The organism is Cupriavidus sp. WS, from assembly GCF_000395345.1.
Taxonomy (GTDB): Bacteria; Pseudomonadota; Gammaproteobacteria; order Burkholderiales; family Burkholderiaceae; genus Cupriavidus; species Cupriavidus basilensis_B.
Genome location: NZ_AQPL01000030.1, coordinates 67,172 through 86,800, shown reverse-complemented (window position 1 = coordinate 86,800; position 19,629 = coordinate 67,172). Strand labels below are relative to the sequence as shown.

The following is a 19,629-nucleotide window of genomic DNA, read 5'->3' as shown; positions in this document are numbered from 1 at the left end:
CCCCGCCGGTGGCGGGCCGCCGCGGTGTGGGTGGCGGTCAGGGTTCGGCGTTGACGGCGGGCGCGCGCTGCGCGCCCCATTGCAGGCGCGCCCGGCTGGCGCGCTGGAAGATGCGCTCCAGGCCCGCGCCGTCGCTTTTCTCGATCAGGGTCTTCAGGTGGGCGAGCATGGCCTGGTAGGTCGACAGCTCGCTCAGCATGGCCTCGCGGTTGCCGATGCAGATGTCGCGCCACATTTCGGGCGAGGACGCGGCGATGCGCGTGAAATCGCGGAAGCCGCCGCCGGCGAAATCGAGCTTGAGCGCGGCATCCTCGGCATTGGCCACCTGGGCCACCAGCGCGTAGGACAGCAGGTGCGGCAGGTGGCTGACCGCGGCAAACACGGCATCGTGCTGCACGGCCGACATCACGTCGCAGTGCGCGCCCGCGGTTTCCCACATGGCGCGCACGGCGGCCACGTCGAGGCGGCTGTTTTCCTGCAGCGGGCACAGCACGGCGCGCTTGCCGTCGTAGAGATCGGCCAGCGCGGCCTCGACGCCGTTCAGCTCGCGTCCCGCGATGGGATGCGCCGGCACGAACTGCGCGGCCTTGTCGCCCAGCGCCGTCTTGGCGGCCACGATCACGTCGGACTTGGTGCTGCCCGCGTCGGTGACGATGGTGGCGGGCTCGAGATGCGGCTCGAGTGCATGGAGCAACGCAAAGGTCTGCGCCACCGGCGCGCACAGCACGATCACGCTGGCGCCCCTGGCGGCCTCTTCCAGCGTGGCGGCCTCGTCGATCACGCCGAGCTTGAGCGCGCGCTCGAGCGAAGCCTGCGAGCGGCCCACGCCGACCACGGTGCCGACCACGCCGGCACGCTTGAGCGCCAGCGCCAGCGAGCCGCCGATCAGGCCGACGCCGACGATGACGACACGGGAAAAATAGGGAGCGGACGCAGGATCGGTCACGGGAATACGCTGCCAGGCACGAAAGTTCTGGAATCCGGCATTGTATCCGCTCCGCCCGGCCGCGGCGGCGCCGATCGGGCGGGCACCGGCCGCGAAGCGGAGAAAAACGAGGGCGGGACCGGCTATCCGAGCGCTTTCTCGAGCGCCGCGATGAAGGCCGCGTTCTCTTCCGGCAGGCCGATGGTCACGCGCAGCCATTGCGGCAGGTTGTAGTTGCCGACCGGCCGCACGATCACGCCCTGCCAGAGCAGCGCCAGGTTGACGCGCGCGCCGGCGCCGTCGTCGCGGCCCACGCGCACCAGCACGAAATTGCCCGAGGACGGCACGTATTGCAGGCCGAGCCGGTCGAACGCGGCCACCAGCTGCGCCTTGCCGGCGCGGTTCAGCTCGGCGCTGCGCTTGAGGAAGGCGGTGTCGCCGAGCGCCGCGATGGCCGCCGCCTGGGCCAGGCTGTTGACGTTGAACGGCTGGCGGATGCGGTTGAGCAGGTCGGTCAGCGCCGGCTGCGCCACCGCGTAGCCGACGCGCAGCCCGGCCAGCCCGTAGGCCTTGGAGAAGGTGCGCGAGACCAGCAGGTTCGGGTATCGGCGTACCCACGCCACCGAGTCGTACTGCTGGGCGTCGTCCAGGTATTCGTTGTAGGCCTCGTCCAGCACCACCACCACATTGGCCGGCACCCTGGCCAGGAAGGCCTCGATGGCGGCCGCTGGCAGGAAGGTGCCGGTCGGGTTGTTGGGATTGGCGATGAAGACCAGGCGCGTGTCCGGCGCGATCGCGGCGGCCATCGCGTCCAGGTCGTGGCCGTAGTCGCGCGCCTTGACCTCGATCGCGCGCGCGCCGACTTCCTGCGTGGCGAGCGCGTACACCGCGAACGAGTGCTCGGCATAGACGATCGATTCGCCCGGCCTGACCAGCGCGTGCGCCGCGATCTCGAGGATGTCGTTGCTGCCGTTGCCCAGCGTGAGCCAGTCGGCCGGCACGCCGAAGCGGGCCGACAGCGCGGCCTTCAGCCCGAAGCCGTTGGCGTCGGGGTAGCGGCCCAGCTCGTCCACCGCGGCGGCGATGGCGGTGCGGGCGGACTCGGGCATGCCGAGCGGGTTCTCGTTCGAGGCCAGCTTGACGATGGCGGCTTCGTCCAGGCCGAACTCGCGCGCCACCTCGGAAATCGGCTTGCCCGCCACGTAGGGTGAAATCGCCCGCACGTACTCGGGACCGAACTGCCTGCCCTGCTCTGCCATATCGACTCCTTGCCGGTCACTGCCCGGCCGCTATGCTGCCATCTGCCTGCCGTCTGTCTGCCTGCCGTCCCGGCCTTACTTGCTGGACGGGTACGAGCCCAGCACCTTGAAATAGGCCGCGTTGCGGCGCAGTTCCTCCAGCGCGCGCGCCACCGCGGCATCGTTCTGGTGGCCTTCCACGTCGACGTAGAAGTAGTACTCCCACGCGCCGCTGCGCGCCGGGCGCGACTCGAAGCGGCACATCGACACGCCGTTGTCGGCCAGCGGCGCGAGCAGCTGGTAGACCGCGCCGGCCTTGTTCGGCACCGACAGGATCATCGAGGTCTGGTCGCTGCCCGAGGGCTCGGTCTCGTAGCGCCCGATCACCGCGAAGCGGGTGCGGTTGTGCGGGTCGTCCTGGATATGCGTGCGCACCATGTGCAGGTGATAGCGGTTGGCCGCCGACTCGCCGGCGATGGCCGCGGAGGTCGGGTCCTCGCTGGCCATGCGCGCGGCCTCCGCGTTGCTCGACACCGCCTGGCGCTCGAGGTGCGGATAGTTGGCCGTGAGCCAGTGCTGGCACTGCGCCAGCGCCTGCGCGTGGGCGCGCACCACGGTCACGCCCTGCATGTCGGGCGACGACGCCATCAGGTTGTGGTGCACCTTGAGCGCGATCTCGCCGCTGATCTTGAGCGAGGTCTGCAGGAACAGGTCGAGCGTGCGCGACACCGCGCCCTCGGTGGAGTTTTCCACCGGCACCACGCCGTACTCGACGGTGCCGGCTTCCACCGCGCGGAACACCTCGTCGATGCTCGGGCACGGCACGCCGCTCACCTCATGGCCGAAATGCGCATACAGCGCCTGCTCGGAGAAGGTGCCGGCCGGCCCCAGGAAGGCCACTTCGAGCGGCTTCTCCAGCCCGCGGCAGGCCGACATCACCTCGCGCCAGATCGAGGCCACGCTGTCGTCGAGCAGCGGGCCCGGATTGGCGCCCTGCACCTTGCGGATCACCTGCAGCTCGCGCTCCGGGCGGAACACCGGCGCGCCGTACTTCTTCTTGACCTCGCCCACGTCGAGGGCGAGCTGCGCGCGGCGGTTGAGCATCGAGAGCAGTTCGCGGTCGAGCGCGTCGATCTGCTCGCGCAGCGGCGTCAGCTCGACGCCGAGCGCCTTCTCGGCCGCGGCGTTGTCCTGCGGCGCCGCCGCCCGCGCACTGTGCTTGTCTTGGTTTGTCATCGTATGGATCCGCTGCGCCGCCTCCTTGCAAGGCGGCTCTGAAAAAGACCGGTTTGCGCCCGTTCGGCACCCTCCCGGCGCCCTCCCGGCTCGCGCCTGGGCGCGGCGGGCGCGGCAAGGCGCGGGCTGCGCCGCGCCAGGCCGGGGACAACGCTCAGGCCGCGCTGCGCTCGAACTCGCGCATGTACTCGATCAGCGCCAGCACGCCGTCGAGCGGCATGGCGTTGTAGAGGCTGGCGCGCATGCCGCCGACCGACTTGTGGCCCTTGAGCTGCACCAGGCCGTTGGCGCGCGCGCCCGCCAGGAAGGCGTCGTTGCGCGACTCGTCGGCGAGGAAGAACGGCACGTTCATGCGCGAGCGGCACGCCGGGTCGATCTCGTTGCGGTAGAACGCGCTCTGGTCGAGGAAGCGGTACAGCGCGTCCGCCTTGGCGATGTTGCGCTGCTCGATCGCGTCCACGCCGCCCTGGGCCTTGAGCCACTTGAAGACCAGCCCGGCGATGTAGATGGCGTAGGTCGGCGGCGTGTTGTACATCGAATTGTGCTCGGCCACCAGGCGCCAGTCGAACGCGGACGGGCACAGCGGATGCGCGTGGCCGAGCAGGTCCTCGCGCACGATCACGATGGTCACGCCGGCCGGGCCGATGTTCTTCTGCGCGCCGCCGTAGGCCACCTGGATGCGCGACCAGTCCACCGCGCGCGACAGGATGTGGCTGGAGACGTCGGCCACCACCACCGGGCCGCCGTCGCGGCTCTGGCCGACGTCGGGCACGGTGTGGAACTCGACGCCGCCGATGGTCTCGTTGGTGCACAGGTGCACGTAGGCCGCGTCGTCGGACAGCTTCCACTCGGACACGTCGGGGATGCGCGTGAACTTCTGCGCGGCGCTGGTGGCGGCGATGTTGACCTCGCCATAGCGGCGCGCTTCCTGCTCGGACTTCACCGACCAGCTGCCGGTGACGACGAAATCGGCCTTGGGGCGCTCGGCATGCACGCGGCGCATCAGGTTCAGCGGCACGATCGCGTTCTCGCCGATGGCGCCGCCCTGCAGGAACAGGATGCGGAAGTTCTTCGGCACGCGCAGCAGCTCGCGCAGGCCGGCCAGCGCCTCGGCGTGGATGCTCTCGAACTCGCGGCTGCGGTGGCTCATCTCCATGACCGACACCCCCGTGCCGTGCCACGACAGCATCTCCTCGGCCGCCTGCAGCAGCACCTCGGTCGGCAGCGCCGCCGGACCGGGCGAGAAGTTATAGACACGCTCGGCCACGGCGCGCTGCATCATGGCGGCAAGTGCTGGATTCTGGGGTTCGTTCATGGAAGTAGAAATGAAAAATGGCTGCCGGTGTAAACCAAGCAGCCATTATCCCTCAAACCCGCACCGCGATGGGGAGACCGGGGCGGCGCCCCGCTCCCCGCGGCGCGGCTTGCCGGCTTACTTCGAAGCGGCGGCGATTTCCTTCTCGGCGGCGTCGCGCATCGACTTGCCGACCTGCGGGCCGTACTTCTGCATCATCGAGCCCCAGATCTCCTGGGTCGCCTTGCCCTGGTTGGCCATGAACTTCTGGCCGGTGGGCGACTTCAGGAAGGTGGTCAGGTCGCGGATTTCCTGCGCGCTGTAATACTTGGCGAAGGCGTCGTAGTGCGCCTTGATGGCGTCGCTCTTGAAGCCATCGGTGGTGAAGGCCTGGCCCGCGCCGTCCACCATGCGCTGCACCGCGCCGTTCTTCTTGAGCTTGTCGACGGCGGCCTGCTTCTGCTTGTCGTTGAGCGTCTTGTTCTCGACGAGCACCTGTTCCAGGACCATCGGCGCTTCCTGCTTGGCGCCCTGCTGCCAGTTGTCGGCCTGGCCCTTCACGGCCTGGTCGGCCTGCATCACCGTCAGCAGTTCCTTGATGGCAGCGGTCTTGTCCGCGTCCTGAGCCTGGGCATGCGCCGCGCCAGCCAGCATCATGGCCGGCACGAAGGCAGCCAGAACAGCGATACGTCGATAGGTCTTGAGCATTGTGACTCCCTTGAATATGTCCGTTTTAGTCCCGCAGCCGGCAATCGAGTTCCGGCGCCGCGGTCCAATGTTGCAACAATTTACGAATCCGATCCCGTGTCCGGCGTGCCCGCTTCGGTGCCGCCCGGCGCACCGGCCTGCTCGCCCTGCGCGGCACCTTCGGCGCCATCCGTCCCGGCCGCGTCGGATTCGTCACCCGCGACGCCATTGTCGGCATCGCTCTCGACGATCCGCTGCAGCCCCGACAGCTTGGTGCCTTCATCCACGTTGATCAGCGTCACACCCTGCGTGGCGCGGCCCATTTCGCGAATCTCCGCCACGCGGGTACGGATCAGCACGCCACCGGTCGTGATCAGCATGATCTCGTCGTCCGGCGATACCAGCGCCGCGGCCACCACGCGGCCGTTGCGCTCGCTCGTCTGGATCGCAATCATGCCCTTGGTGCCACGGCCGTGTCGAGTGTATTCGGAGATCGGCGTGCGTTTGCCGTAGCCGTTCTCGGTGGCGGTCAGCACGCTGCCGACCGAGCCGGCCTGCTCGCTGGTCTCGGCCGGCGCCACCAGCATGGCGATCACGCTCTGGCTGTCTTCCAGGTTCATGCCGCGCACGCCGCGCGCCTGGCGGCCCATCGGGCGCACGTCGTTCTCGTCGAAGCGCACGGCCTTGCCGGCGTCCGAGAACAGCATCACGTCGTGCTGGCCGTCGGTGACGGCGGCGCCCACGAGGTAGTCGCCCTCGTCGAGGTCCACCGCGATGATGCCGGCCTTGCGCGGATTGGAGAACTCGGTCAGCGCGGTCTTCTTCACGGTGCCGCGCGCGGTGCTCATGAAGATGAAATGCTCTGCGTCAAACTGGCGCACCGGCAGGATGACGTTGATCTTCTCGCCGTCGGACAGCGGGAACATGTTGACGATCGGCCGGCCGCGCGAATTGCGCGAGCCCTGCGGCACCTCATACACCTTGAGCCAGTACAGGCGGCCGCGGTTCGAGAAGCACAGGATGTAGTCGTGGGTGTTGGCCACGAACAGCGTGTCGATCCAGTCGTCTTCCTTGGTGGCGGTGGCCTGCTTGCCGCGCCCGCCGCGCTTCTGCGCGCGGTACTCGGAGATCGGCTGGCTCTTCATGTAGCCGCTGTGCGACAGCGTCACCACCATGTCCTGCGGCGTGATCAGGTCCTCGGTGTCGAGCTCGGTCGCGTTGAGTTCGATGTGCGAGCGGCGCGCGTCGCCGAATTCGGCGCGGATCGCGGTCAGTTCGTCGACGATGATGGTGCTGATGCGCTCGGGCCGCGACAGGATGTCGAGCAGGTCGGCGATTTCCGCCATGATGTCGCGGTATTCCTGGACGATCTTGTCCTGTTCCAGGCCGGTCAGGCGCTGCAGGCGCATCTGCAGGATTTCCTGCGCCTGCGAGTCGGACAGGCGGTACAGGCCGTCGCCCTGCATGCCGAAGATGGCCGGCAGGCCGTCCGGGCGGTAGGACGCGCGGCCGCCCGGGGTCTCGCCCTCGGCGCGCGACAGCATCTCGCGCACCAGGCTCGAATCCCAGGCCTTGGCCATCAGGCCCTGCTTGGCGATCGGCGGGGTCGGCGCGGCCTTGATGATGGCGATGAACTCGTCGATGTTCGCCAGCGCCACCGCCAGGCCTTCGAGCACGTGGCCGCGCTCGCGCGCCTTGCGCAGCTCGAACACGGTGCGGCGGGTGACCACCTCGCGCCGGTGCGACAGGAAGCAGTCCAGCATCTGGCGCAGGTTCAGCAGGCGCGGCTGGCCGTCGACCAGCGCCACCATGTTCATGCCGAAGGTGTCCTGCAGCTGGGTGTGCTTGTAGAGGTTGTTGAGCACCACCTCCGGCACTTCGTTGCGCTTGAGCTCGACCACCACGCGCATGCCGGACTTGTCGGACTCGTCGCGGATGTCCGAGATGCCCTCGACCTTCTTGTCGGTGACGAGTTCGGCGATGCGCTCGAGCAGCGTGCGCTTGTTGACCTGGTACGGCAGCTCGTCGACGATGATCGCCTGGCGCTGGCCGCGGTCGATGTCCTCGAAGTGCGTCTTGGCGCGCATCACCACGCGGCCGCGGCCGGTGCGGTAGCCCTCGCGCACGCCCTGGATGCCGTAGATGATGCCGGCGGTCGGGAAGTCCGGCGCCGGAATCAGCTCGATCAGCTCGTCCACCGTGGCCTGCGGATTGCGCAGCAGGTGCAGGCAGCCGTCGACCACTTCGTTGAGGTTGTGCGGCGGGATATTGGTGGCCATGCCGACCGCGATACCCGACGAACCATTAATCAGCAGATTCGGGATGCGGGCCGGCAGAATCAGCGGCTCATTTTCGGAACCGTCATAATTCGGCCCGAAATCGACAGTTTCCTTGTCGATGTCCAGCAGCATCTCGTGGGCGATCTTGGACTGGCGGATTTCGGTATAACGCATGGCGGCCGCGTTATCACCGTCCACCGAGCCGAAATTCCCCTGGCCATCGACGAGCATGTAGCGCAGCGAAAAATTCTGCGCCATGCGGACGATCGTATCGTATACAGCAGTGTCGCCGTGGGGGTGGTACTTACCGATCACATCCCCCACGATACGCGCCGATTTCTTGTACGGCCGGTTCCAGTCGTTGTTCAGCTCATGCATCGCATAGAGCACACGCCGGTGCACCGGCTTCAGGCCATCCCGGACGTCGGGAAGCGCGCGCCCGACAATCACGCTCATCGCGTAATCGAGATAGGAGCGGCGCATTTCCTCTTCGAGAGAGACCGGAAGGGTTTCTTTGGCGAATTGATCCATTGCGGCGTGGGTTATGCGGCGAATTTAAACAGAAGGCGCCCCGGTGAATCGCCATTCGCCGCGAGAGCGTCTGACAGCAGGGCAACGTGGCATTCTAACATGCCCGGCACCCCGCCCCCGCGGCCGCGGGGGCCCCGCGCGGCAGCCCTCGCGCGAGGCCCGGAACGGCCGCGCGGAGCCCGCGCCGAAAACCTGCAAGCCCGGCCAGGCAAGGGTTTGCGGGCATCGCAAGGGTCATGTTGCACAAACACCACAGGCCCAAAACCCATTGATTGAATCGAATATATTTACTTCTTAGGAAACGAGGCTTGTGGCACAATTCCCCAGCGAAGAGCCAGACATTGTTCGAAGTGGAGCATACACCGCATCGAGAATGTTATACTCCGAAGAATGTATGACTTGTTTCCGTCCATTTGCTCGCAGTAACCCTGCGGTGATCTCATCCTGAGAGGAGAAATATGAAAAAATTTGCCAAGCTCGCGCTCGTTGCAGCTACCGCAGTAATGGCTGCATCCGCTCAAGCCCAGTCCGTCCCCTACGAAAAGAAGGCTGTGAACGATAACTGGGGCAACGGTACGAGCGAGTACGTGTGGAAGAACGGCACGAACGAGCTCTGCTGGCGCGATAGCTCGTGGACCCCGGCCACCGCCAACGCCCTGTGCGACGGCGCCCTGGCTCCGGCGTCCGCTCCGGTTGCTCAACCGCAAGCTCCGGTTGCTCCGCCGGTCGTCTCCAGCGAGAAGGTCACTTTCGCTGCCGACACCCTGTTCGATTTCGACAAGGCCGTGCTGAAGCCCGAAGGCAAGGCCAAGCTGGACGACCTGTCCTCCAAGCTGTCCGGCATCACCCTGGAAGTCATCATCGCCGTTGGCCACACCGACTCGTTCGGTTCGGACAAGTACAACGATCGCCTGTCGATCCGTCGTGCCGAAGCCGTCAAGGCCTATCTGGTGAGCAAGGGCGTGGAAGCCAACCGTGTCTACACGGAAGGCAAGGGCAAGCGCCAACTGAAGGTCGATCCGAAGTCGTGCAAGGGTACCCGCAAGGCCCAGATCGCCTGCCAGCAGCCGAACCGCCGCGTGGAAGTCGAAGTGGTCGGCACCCGCAGCGCACGTTAATCGGATTCCTTCCGATGAAGAAAAGCCCAGCGCAAGCTGGGCTTTTTTTTTGATACAGTGCCGCAATACCCTCCGCTTTCACGCCGCCGCACCGGCCGCGCGCCAAACTCCATGACGCAGATCTCCACGCCGCACCATCCCACCCTGGAAACCACCCTGCTCGGCAAGAACGCCGACGCCCGCGAAATCGACAAGTTCAGCGAACTGGCCCACCGCTGGTGGGACCCGGAAAGCGAGTTCAAGCCGTTGCACGAGCTCAACCCGCTGCGCCTGGGCTGGATCGACGGCATCGCCGGCCTGAGCAGCAAGCAGGTGGTCGACGTCGGCTGCGGCGGCGGCATCCTGGCCGAGAGCATGGCGCGCAGCGGCGCCACCGTGCGTGGCATCGACCTGTCCACCAAGGCGCTGCGCGTGGCCGACCTGCACAGCCTGGAGTCCGGCGTAGCCGTGACTTACGAGGAGATCGCCGCCGAAGCGCTGGCCGCGCGCATGCCCGCCGGCTTCGACGTAGTGACCTGCATGGAAATGCTCGAGCACGTGCCCGACCCGCAATCGGTCGTGCGCGCCTGCGCCACGCTGGTGCGGCCCGGCGGCACCGTGTTCTTCTCCACCATCAACCGCAACCTCAAGGCCTACCTGCTGGCCGTGGTCGGCGCCGAGTACGTGCTCAAGATGCTGCCGCGCGGCACGCACGACTACGACAAGTTCATCACGCCGTCGGAACTGGCCCGCTACGCCCGCAACGCCGGGCTCGAACTGATCGAGATGCGCGGCATGACCTACAACCCGCTGACCCGCGTCTACGCGCTGGGCTCCGACACCGACGTGAACTACCTGATGGCATTGCGCCGGCCCGCCTGACCATGCAGACCTTCGACGCAGTCTTCTTCGATCTCGACGGCACCCTGGCCGACACCGCCCCGGATCTCGCCGCGGCCGCCAACCGCCTCGTCGTCGAGCACGGCCACCCGCCGGTGGCCTATGAAAAGCTCCGCCCGGTGGCCTCGCACGGCGCGCGCGGCCTGATCGGCGCGGCCTTCGGCAAGAGCCCGGCCGACCCCGAGTTCCCCGCCCTGCGCGACACCTTCCTCGACTACTACGAGGCCGACATCGCCGTGCACACGCACCTGTTCGACGGCATGGGCGAAGTGCTGGACGCGCTCGAGGCCGCCGGCATCCGCTGGGGCATCGTCACCAACAAGGTCACCCGCTTCACCGCGCCGCTGGTGGCCGCCATCGGCCTGGCGCCGCGCGCCTCGGCGGTGGTCAGCGGCGACACCACGGCGCACGCCAAGCCCCACCCCGCCCCGCTGCTGCACGCCGCCGAAGTCAGCGGCGTGGCCCCCGCGCGCTGCGTGTACGTGGGCGACGACCTGCGCGACATCCAGGCCGGCAAGGCGGCCGGCATGGCCACCATCACCGCCGCCTACGGCTACTGCGGCGACGGCGAGCCGCCCGAGGAATGGGGCGCCGACTACCTCGTGCGCCATCCGAGCGAGCTGATCGCCCTACTGACGCCGGCCGCGCGGCGCTAGCCTGCGGGCGGCGCCGGGACGCGGCCTACCCTTCGGGACGCCAACGGAGTACAATCTCGTCTCTTGACACTGTTCAAGCAGTTCACACGGGGCCGACCTGGTTTCGACGTGGGTTACAAAGCAGTGGAGGGCATACCGAGGACCCGTCACCTCGTTAATCAATGGGAATGCAATAACTGCTAACGACGAACGTTACGCACTGGCCGCTTAATTGCGGCCGTCCTCGCACTGGCTCGCTGACGGGCTAGAGTCGCAAGACTACGCGAGGTCATTTACGTCAGATAAGCCCCGGGTGAGTCACGAACCAGGGGACGAAAACCTAGTGACTCGCCGTTGTAGAGCGTGTTCGTCCGCGATGCACCGGTTAAATCAAATGACAGAACTAAGTATGTAGAACTCTCTGTGGAGGGCTTGCGGACGCGGGTTCGATTCCCGCCGGCTCCACCAATTACTCGTTCCAGGTTAATCCTGGACGTTCCAGAAGCCCGGTATATCCGGGCTTTTTCTTTGGTTTCACGGGATTTGGCGTCCCACGTGGTGCCGGGGCGTTTCTTTACAGCCCGCGCATATGGGATGGTTTCGGGGCAACCGATTGCCACAAGATGGTTCCGCCCCGGATACGCCCAGCCGCGGCGGCAAATGGTGGCGACCCGGGTGCCGGTTCGAAGACAAGGAAATGGCCCCCCTCGACACTGCCCCCCGGTGCCCGCGCCGCCCGGCCAGGATGAATCTGCCCGCACAACCGGGCAGGCTCGCACCGCTCCTTGCCGGAGCCTGATGCCGGGAACCCGCGGCATCAGGCCATGAAGGTCATGAAACCGGAATGTGCTGCTCTTCGATCAGCTTCTTCCACATCTTCGTCTGGCCATCGATGTACCTGCCGAACTCGTCTGGGGTCGAAAGCTTGATGTCGAGGCCCTGTTCCAGCATCTGCTTCTTGACCTTGGGGTCCTGGATGACCTTCGTCAACTGTTCATTCCAGAACTTGATCACCTCGGGCGGCGTCCCGGCCGGTGCGAGCAACCCGGACCAGCCGATGGCCTCGAAATCCGGCATGCCCTGTTCCGCGGTCGTCGGCAGGTCGGGGAAGACAGCGCTGCGGGTCTTGCTGGCCTGCGCGATCGCCTTCGTCTTGCCGGCACGGACGACACTCAGCGCATAGGGCGTCGACCCCCACATGATGTCGACTTCGCCGGACATGAGGGCGGTCTGTGCCGGTGCACCACCCTTGTACGGGACGTGCGTCATCTTGACGCCCTGCCTGGCGTCGAACATCTCGGCGGTCAGGTGGCTCGCGCTTCCCGGGCCGACCGAGGCGAAGTTGAGCGTGCCCGGCTTGGCCTTGGCCAGTCTGGTGAGATCGCCGACGGACTTGGCGGGGAGATTCTGGTTGGCGAGCAGCACCATCGGCGACTGCGTGATCATCGAGATCGGCGCGAAATCCTTGTTGGCATAGTTCGCGTCTTCGTAGATCAAGGGGTTGATCGCGAAAGTATCCAGCACCATCAGCAAGGTGTACCCATCCGGTTTCGAGTGCGCGACCACCGAGGTGCCGATGGAGCCGCTGGCTCCCCCGCGGTTGTCGATGACGATGCTCTGGCGGATGTTCTGGGAAATACCGGTCATGAGCAGCCGGGCAATCATGTCGGCGACGCCACCAGGCGGAAACGGCACCACGACGCGAACCGGCTGCTGCGGATAATTCGCGGGCTGCGCCTGTGCCATCGTCGTGGTGGCAGCCACGGCGATGCAAGCGAGCGCCTTCGCAACGAGCCGGGCGCGGTTTGCTGATCTGGATCTTGCGGGTTTCATGTTTTTCCCTTGATGTGTGTGAAAGGCTATCGATAGCCCTGCCGGGCGTCCGCTGCTCTGGCGGCTTCGGTCCGCTCCGACGGGGGGCCATAGCCACCTCCACCGGGTGTCCTCAGGACGATTTCGTCTCCTCGCTTGACTATGTGCGGACGGCGGGAATCGACATCCTCGCCGTTGATCTGGACGGCACCGCACGCGCCGGGCTCCCCGCCTGCGATCCCCTGGGCCGGGTGCCGGATCCGCTCGGTCAGGAACACGACGTTCAGCGGACCTTCGTGCAGGCTCTGAAAGCAAATTTCCTGCCCTAGGCCGCCGCGGTGCCTGCCGGCACCGCCCGATGCCGGTATCAGACGCTTGTACTTGAAGAAGAACGGGCTTTCGCGCTCGGCGACCTCCACCGGGGTGGACGAGATGTTGCTCGGCCAGGACGTGGCGCTCACGCCATCTTTTTCCGCCGTCGCCCCCATGCCCCCGTTGAAGAACAACACGGAAGTAAACGGCCGGCCGTTCTTGCGCACGCCGCTCATGTTGACAATCCACAGGGGCGAGCCCACGCCGGCCATCACGCGCTCCGGCAGCACGCCCTGCAATGCGCCGAACACCAGGCTGGGAACGTAGTGCCCGGTGCAGGCCCGGCCGCCCACCGCGGCGGGAAACACGGGGTTGAGCAGCGAGCCCGCCGGCGCCCGGACCGTGATCCCGCGGAACAGGCCGTCATTGTTGGGCAGGTCGGGAATCAGGAGGCTCTTGATCGCATACACGGACATGGCGTAGGTGTAGGCGAGAACGCAATTGATGCCCTTGGCCTGCTGCGGGCTCGTGCCGTCGAAATCGATGTCGATGGTCTCGCCGGCGATCGTCACGCGCACCTTGTAGGTGAACGGCGACTCGAATCCGTCCGTCTGCATTTCGTAGACGTATTCACCGTCGGGTAACGCCGCCAGGGCGTCGCGCATGGCCCGGTCGCTGCGCGCGAACAAGGCTTCGGCGATGTCCTCCGTGGTCGACAGGCCGTATTCGGACATGACTTCGTTGACGCGGCGGTCGACCAGCTCGGTAGCGCCCACCTGCGACCAGAGGTCGCCCACGGTCTGGTCGGGCGTCCGCACGTTGGCGCGAAGCAGGCTGATCAGGGAAGCATCCGCCCGTCCCTCGCGCAGCAGGTACATCAGCGGGATCTGGAAACCCTCCTCGAAGATTTCCCTGGCATCCACCGAACGGATGCGCCCGCCGATGTCGGGCATGTGGGCGGCCGTGGCCGCGAATGCGACGAGCGCCCCGCGGTGGAAGACCGGCCTGACGAAACAGAAATCGTTCAGGTGGCCCGTTCCGTGCCAGGGATTGTTGGTGATGTAGACATCCCCTTCGCGCATCGCGTCGATACCGATGACCTCGATCGCGTACCGCACCGTTGCCGGGAGCGTGCCGATGAACGACGGGATGCTGCCGCTGTTCTCGATCAGCGAGCGTCCCCGCGCATCGGTCAGGACCACCGCGAAGTCGTTGGCTTCCGAAGACAGCGTGGAGAACGAGGTCCTCACGATGAGCTTGGCGGCTTCATCGACGATGGAACGGACGCGGGTCCAGAAGACTTCGAGAAAGATGGGCGTGAGTTCACGTCCCGGGGAGGTTTGGCCGTGCATGATGGATAGATGCTCCGCAGTTCAGTGAATGTTCACGATCAGGTTGCCGGTCTCGGACTGGACCAGCGTTCCTCCCGGCCCCACGACCAGCGTCGAGTCAGCATCGACAACCAGCAGTGGCCCCTGCAGAACCGCATTCACGGCGAGCTCGCCGCGGGCATAGATTGCCGTGTCGATGAAGCCGCCGGCCTCCTCGAAGAAAACCCGCCGGAAACCCTGCGCCGTCGACTGGCTGCGCTGCGCCAGCGCGGCCGGGACAAAGGTCTCGTTCGGGTAGGCAAGCGCGGAAACGCGCAGGCTGACCAGCTCGACCGGCACGTTGGGCGGCGTGCGCCCGAATTTCTCGCTGTACGCGCTGTTGAAGGCCGCGAGCAGCGCCGCCCGCACCGGCTGCGCGTCGACGCCTGGGCCGGCGTATGGCCCATCGGGAAGCTGCAACGTGAGCGTGAAGCCCTGGCCGATGAAACGGCCGTCGGCGTAGCGCTTCACCGCGATCGCGCCGAAGCCGTCCTTCAGTTCTTCGAGACAGCCGCGCGCCTCGCCGGCGAGTTTGTCGAAGCTCGCTTCCAGATCGGCCAGGTCGCCGTCAGTGGGCTGGAAAATCGCGGTCCGGGAGCGGTCGGCGCGTGCCGGGGCAACCAGCAGGCCGATCGCGGAAGCCACGCCGGCGGCCGGCGGAACGATCAGCGTGCCGATGCCTACCTTGCGCGCCACGGCATACCCGTGCAGCGGACCGCCGCCGCCGGTGCACACCATGTCGAACCGGCGCGGGTCATGGCCCCGTTCGGCAATGTGCACGCGCGCCGCGCCCGCCATGTTCTCGGCAACGATGTCGTGGATGCCCTGCGCGATGACCGCCCCGTCCATGCCGATTGTCCTGCCCAGCGCCTGCAGGGCCGCGTCGGCCCTGGCGACGTCGATCGGGATGGCGCCGCCGGCGAACGATTTCGGGTCGAGATAACCGAGGACGACATTGGCGTCGGTCACCGTCGGCTGCGTTCCGCCGCGGCCGAAGCACGCGGGGCCGGGCTCGGATGCGGCGCTCTCCGGTCCGACCTTCAGCAACTTCATGCTGTCGGAACGCGCGATGCTGCCGCCGCCCGCGCCGATCTCGATCAGGTCCACCGTGGTGATCTTGATCGGGATGCCGCTGCCCTCGGAAAAGCGCTTGCGCCGCGCCGCCTCGAAGCCGTATGCCACCGCCGGCCTGGCATCCTGGACCAGGCAGAGCTTGGCTGTGGTGCCGCCCATGTCGAACGCGAGCAGGCTCGTGCGGTCGTTGCGGCTTCCGGACCATGCCGCCGAGATCGCACCGGCCGCCGGCCCGGACTCAAGCAGGTCGATGGGCTTTCGCCTGGCCTCGGCCACGGCGGAGAGCCCGCCGTTGGAAAGCATCATCAGGACGCCGCAATCGATGCCGATCGCCTTCACCCTGTGCTCCAGCCGGTCGAGATAGCTGCGCGCGATGGGTTGAACGCAGGCGTTGGCGACGGTGGTGCAGACCCGGTCGTATTCGCGGATCTCGGGGGCGATCGCGCTGGAGATGCAGACGCTGATCTCCCCGAATGCCTCGGCAATCCACGCCGCGACCTGCGCCTCGTGCCGCGGGTTCACGTAGGCGTGCAGCAGGCAGATGGCCAGCGAATCGACCCCCTGCGCAACCAGCTTGCCGACCGCCGCCAGCGTCTCGCCGCGGTCGGGCGGCGTGACTTCGATGCCCGCCGCATCGATGCGCGCGGCGATCTCCGCGCGCAGATGGCGAGGCACCAGGCTCTGCGGCCCGTCGATGTGCACATCGTAGAGATCGTAGCGGCGCTCGCGCCCGATCTCTATGGCATCGCCGAAGCCCGCGGTGGTAAGAAGCCCCGTCCTGGCGCCCTTCCCTTCGATCAGCGCATTCGTAAACAGCGTGGTCGCGTGCACGAAGCGGCCGACCTGCGCGGCGCGAAAGCCGTTCTCCCGCAGCAGGGCCTCGATACCGTCCATGACGGGCTGTGTCGGATCGGCGTAGGCGGTAAGGACCTTCTTGGCGTGGATCCTGCCGCTCTGATAGTCGAGCGCGACGATGTCGGTGAAGGTGCCGCCGATATCTACGCCGATCGATATGTGTTTCATGTCTTGGTGTTTCCTTGCGGGGTGAGGCGGTCGTCAACGAGGACGGTCCAGGCCGAGAACAGGGTCGTCATCAGGATGCGGGAGTGCGGCGGGAAGCCCGGCGAACGGGGGGCGCATGGCGTCCTGGCCGGGACCGGTGCGCTCAGGTCGGCGCTCCCCCCGCACGCGCGGTGGCATCGGCGCGTTGCGCATCGTCGTCGAACCCGGGGAGCCGGCGATGGCGCTTCAGGTAGGGGATCAGGCCGCCCTCGCGCCGCAGCAGATGGACGATTTCGGGAACGGCTTCGCATTCGATACGCCGCTGGCCGTCTCCAACTTCCAGCCATGCCCTGTCGCGGGTCATGCGGATCCGCAGGGACTCGCCCTCCCGCAGGTCCCGCGCGTCGCCCGTGACCAGCAGCAGCCCGTTGTTGATTGCATTGCGCCAGTACGTCCTGGCGAAACTCCTGGCGACCACCGCCTTGATGCCGGCGCCGAGAACGGTCGTGACAGCGACCTCCATCGCGGAGCCGCACCCGAAGTTCTGTCCCGCGACGAGAATGTCGCCGTCCCGCACGCTCGCCGCGAACGACGGATCGAGATCCTCGAACAGGTAATGGCGCAGGACGTCGGGATCGACGCTGTTCTTCTTGCGGCTCGACGAGATGATGTAGTCGGTGTTGACGTCGTCCCCGAGCACGCGGGCGCGTCCCTGCAGCGTCTCGCCGGCGGATTCCCCGAGCGCCATCATTGCGTGCGCTCCATGTCTTCCAGCCTGCCGGTCAGCGCGGCCTGGGCGCAGATGCGCGGCGACGCCAGGAAGATTTCCGCCTCGCGGTTGCCCATGCGGCCCTTGAAATTGCGGTTCGCGGTCGAGAGCACCTTCTGCCCGTCGCCGGGAATCGCGCCGCAGGTCCCGCAGCACGAGCCACAGCCCGGTTCCTGAAATTCGGCGCCGAGGCGGCGGAACGACTCCGCCATGCCGCTGCGTTCGAGTTCCCGCTGTATCTCTCTGGAGGCCGGCGTCACGATGAGGCGAACGCCGTCGGCGATGCCGCGCCCCGCGCAAAGCACGTCAAGGGCTTCCCGATAGTCCTTGAGACGCCCGCCGGTGCATGTCCCCAGATAGACGATGTCTATCCGCGTGCCGGCGCTGTCCGCCACGTCGGTCACGTTGTCCACGCGATGTGGCAGGGCGACCTGGGGCACGATGTCGTCCAGGTTCACCTCGATGATCTGCTCGTACTCGGCATCCGCGTCCGCGACGGCGGGAACATAGGCGGTGCTCGTGCGCGAAGCCAGCCAGGCATCCGTCGCCTGGTCGTGCGGAAAGATGCCCGCCTTCGCGCCCATTTCCACGGACATGTTCGCCAGCACGATCCTGTCGTCGATGTCGAGCGTGGCGACGCCCGGGCCGGCGAACTCCAGCGCGCAATAGTTCGCGCCTCCCGCGCCCAGCCGCCGGGCCAGCGTCAGCGCGACATCCTTGGCGCTTGCGTAGTGCGGAAGCCGCCCATGCAGGACGATCCGGATCGACGCCGGCACCTTGAGCCAGATCTGGCCGCACTGGAAAATCCCGGCGAGGTCGGACGAGCCGATCCCGCTGCCGAATGCGTTGAGCGCGCCGTAGGAGACGGCATGTGAATCGGCCCCGACCACCAGCTGGCCCGGCAGCACCCGGCCGCGCTCCAGCATCAGTTGATGCCCGATCCCCTCGCCGGTCTCGAAGACGCAGATGCCGGCCTTGCGCGCGAAGTCGCGCGCCGTCTCCTGCAGCACAAGCGCCCGCTCGCCGGAGGACGCGCCATAGTGGTCCAGCGCAAAAACCAACCGCTCGGGAAACGCCGGCGGGGGCAGGCCGCCGTCGTCCTGCATGGTCCGGAAATATTGCAGCGCCATGGGAATGGAGCCGTCGGTCCCCATGGCGGCATCGGGCTGGCAGATCACGAGGTCGCCGGCATGGACGGCGTGATTCGCCGCGCGCGACAGCAGCTTCTCGGCAATCGTCTGCCCGCGTGCGTGCTGGACCGAATTCGATGACTTCGTTGGCATAAGACTGCCTGGATGCGGCGAGTAGTTCGTAGCTCCGCAGTCTATGAATGCCCATAATTATTGACAAACGAATTTTTTATAATCATTATAAAAATAAATTGAATAATCATATGCGGCGACCCACGGGCCGGCGCGGGCCGGCGCGGGTCGGATTCGGGATGGGAGCGGGCCTTGGCGCATAACGTCAACATCAAACAGCTTCGCGCGCTGCTGACCGTGGCGCAGACCGGCTCGTTCGTGGCCGCGGCGCATCGTCTCTGCGTCACCCCTTCGGCGCTGACCGCGACGATCCAGCAACTGGAAGCGGGCCTGCGCGTGCGCTTGTTCGACCGGACGACCCGCCGCGTCACGCTCACCGCGCACGCCGCGGGGTTCCTGGCGGAGGCCGAACGGCTGGTCAATGGACTGGACAGCGCCGTCTCGGACATGCTGGCCCTGGCCCAGGGCGAACGCGGCCATATACGGATCGGCGCGGCGGCCTCGGTCATTAGCCAGTTCCTGGTGCCGGTGCTGCAGCAGTTTCGCCGCCAGTACCCTCACATCACCATTTCGCTGCGGAATCCCGCGGCGCAGGAGACTGAGCGCCTGGTGGCGGAAGGCGAGGTCGACTTCGCCATCGACAGCCGTTACCAGGACAACGACGAGCTGACGTACACGCCGCTGATGACGGATACCTACGGCGTCGTCTGCCATTGCGACACGCCGATCGCCGCGCTCAAGCGGCCGGTCAGGTGGTCCGACCTCACCTGGGGACGTTATGTCGGCTTCAACGCGGACACGGCGATCGGCCATTTCCTGCGCCTGCACATGCCTTCGTTCGCGCCCTTCAACGAGGATCACGACGAAGTCGAGAGCACCAGTTACCTGTTCGATGTCCTGGCCAGCGGCGACTATTACGCGGTACTGCCGGCGCTCTCGTTCCAGCGCAACAGCAACAAGGCACTGCGTTGGAAGGAATTGCAGGAACCGACCCTCACGCGCGAGATCTGCGTGATGTCGCGCCCGCTGCGCGCGCTCGCGCCGAGCGCCCAGTTGCTGCTGGACCTGCTGCAGGACACGCTGCAGTCGCAGCCGATGCCGCCGGGCGTGAAACGCGCGCCGCCCGCCTCCGCGGAGCCGGGCAAGCCGGGCAGGCGGGCGACCCGGGCCTGAAGCGCCACCCGCTTCCGCGCGAGGCCGCCGCGA

General features: G+C 66.8%; 15 protein-coding genes and 1 other RNA gene. 5 read left to right on the top strand and 11 right to left on the bottom strand.

Annotated features, from left to right (window positions below; translation table 11 throughout):
- Nucleotides 1-37 precede the first annotated feature (37 nt).
- The 6 genes from K206_RS0103280 to gyrA all read right to left on the bottom strand — a co-directional run bounded on the left by K206_RS0103280 (nucleotide 38) and on the right by gyrA (nucleotide 8,190).
- Nucleotides 38-946, bottom strand: a complete 909-nt coding sequence (locus K206_RS0103280; protein WP_020200980.1) for a prephenate dehydrogenase/arogenate dehydrogenase family protein — start codon at nucleotides 944-946, stop codon at nucleotides 38-40.
- A gap of 122 nt (nucleotides 947-1,068) precedes the next feature.
- Entirely contained in the window at nucleotides 1,069-2,184 is a 1,116-nt protein-coding gene (gene hisC, locus K206_RS0103275; protein ID WP_020200979.1) for a histidinol-phosphate transaminase, read from the bottom strand.
- A gap of 75 nt (nucleotides 2,185-2,259) precedes the next feature.
- A complete protein-coding gene (gene pheA / locus K206_RS0103270) occupies nucleotides 2,260-3,399 on the bottom strand; it encodes a prephenate dehydratase (RefSeq protein WP_020200978.1) in 1,140 nt (379 codons plus the stop codon).
- A gap of 154 nt (nucleotides 3,400-3,553) precedes the next feature.
- Nucleotides 3,554-4,714 (bottom strand): 3-phosphoserine/phosphohydroxythreonine transaminase, encoded by a 1,161-nt coding sequence (gene serC, locus K206_RS0103265; RefSeq protein ID WP_029043182.1) that lies wholly within the window; start codon nucleotides 4,712-4,714, stop codon nucleotides 3,554-3,556.
- Nucleotides 4,715-4,831: 117 nt separating this feature from the next.
- Nucleotides 4,832-5,401, bottom strand: a complete 570-nt coding sequence (locus K206_RS0103260; RefSeq protein WP_029043181.1) for a DUF2059 domain-containing protein — start codon at nucleotides 5,399-5,401, stop codon at nucleotides 4,832-4,834.
- An 80-nt stretch (nucleotides 5,402-5,481) separates the two neighbouring features.
- The gene (gene gyrA, locus K206_RS0103255) at nucleotides 5,482-8,190 is read right to left on the bottom strand and encodes a DNA gyrase subunit A (protein ID WP_029043180.1); all 2,709 of its coding nucleotides are present in this window, start codon (nucleotides 8,188-8,190) and stop codon (nucleotides 5,482-5,484) included.
- Nucleotides 8,191-8,648: 458 nt separating this feature from the next.
- On the opposite strand from gyrA, the gene ompA reads away from it, so the two are divergent.
- From ompA to ssrA, 4 genes are all read left to right on the top strand, one after another.
- A complete protein-coding gene (ompA, locus tag K206_RS0103250) occupies nucleotides 8,649-9,308 on the top strand; it encodes an outer membrane protein OmpA (protein WP_029043179.1) in 660 nt (219 codons plus the stop codon).
- Nucleotides 9,309-9,419: 111 nt separating this feature from the next.
- Entirely contained in the window at nucleotides 9,420-10,169 is a 750-nt protein-coding gene (gene ubiG / locus K206_RS0103245) for a bifunctional 2-polyprenyl-6-hydroxyphenol methylase/3-demethylubiquinol 3-O-methyltransferase UbiG (protein ID WP_020200973.1), read from the top strand.
- A gap of 2 nt (nucleotides 10,170-10,171) precedes the next feature.
- Nucleotides 10,172-10,843 (top strand): phosphoglycolate phosphatase, encoded by a 672-nt coding sequence (gene gph, locus K206_RS0103240; protein WP_020200972.1) that lies wholly within the window; start codon nucleotides 10,172-10,174, stop codon nucleotides 10,841-10,843.
- Nucleotides 10,844-10,931: 88 nt separating this feature from the next.
- Nucleotides 10,932-11,290, top strand: a transfer-messenger RNA (tmRNA) gene (gene ssrA / locus K206_RS41105).
- Nucleotides 11,291-11,653: 363 nt separating this feature from the next.
- Here ssrA and K206_RS0103235 read toward each other — a convergent pair.
- The 5 genes from K206_RS0103235 to K206_RS0103215 all read right to left on the bottom strand — a co-directional run bounded on the left by K206_RS0103235 (nucleotide 11,654) and on the right by K206_RS0103215 (nucleotide 18,444).
- Nucleotides 11,654-12,655, bottom strand: coding sequence for a tripartite tricarboxylate transporter substrate binding protein (locus K206_RS0103235; RefSeq protein WP_029043178.1), 1,002 nt, complete (start codon nucleotides 12,653-12,655; stop codon nucleotides 11,654-11,656).
- Nucleotides 12,656-12,681: 26 nt separating this feature from the next.
- On the bottom strand, nucleotides 12,682-14,298 hold the full coding sequence (locus K206_RS0103230) for a hydantoinase B/oxoprolinase family protein (RefSeq protein WP_020200970.1): 1,617 nt from the start codon (nucleotides 14,296-14,298) through the stop codon (nucleotides 12,682-12,684).
- A 21-nt stretch (nucleotides 14,299-14,319) separates the two neighbouring features.
- Nucleotides 14,320-16,413: a hydantoinase/oxoprolinase family protein gene (locus K206_RS0103225; RefSeq protein ID WP_020200969.1), complete on the bottom strand. Its 2,094-nt coding sequence runs from the start codon at nucleotides 16,411-16,413 to the stop codon at nucleotides 14,320-14,322.
- A 142-nt stretch (nucleotides 16,414-16,555) separates the two neighbouring features.
- On the bottom strand, nucleotides 16,556-17,143 hold the full coding sequence (locus K206_RS0103220) for a hypothetical protein (RefSeq protein WP_020200968.1): 588 nt from the start codon (nucleotides 17,141-17,143) through the stop codon (nucleotides 16,556-16,558).
- Entirely contained in the window at nucleotides 17,140-18,444 is a 1,305-nt protein-coding gene (locus K206_RS0103215; protein ID WP_020200967.1) for an aconitase/3-isopropylmalate dehydratase large subunit family protein, read from the bottom strand. The genes K206_RS0103220 and K206_RS0103215 overlap by 4 nt, the downstream gene beginning before the upstream one ends.
- Nucleotides 18,445-18,615: 171 nt before the next feature.
- Here K206_RS0103215 and K206_RS0103210 point away from each other — a divergent pair, with 171 nt between their 5' ends.
- Complete coding sequence (locus K206_RS0103210) at nucleotides 18,616-19,596, top strand: LysR family transcriptional regulator (RefSeq protein WP_020200966.1); 981 nt, start codon at nucleotides 18,616-18,618, stop codon at nucleotides 19,594-19,596.
- Nucleotides 19,597-19,629: the final 33 nt, after the last annotated feature.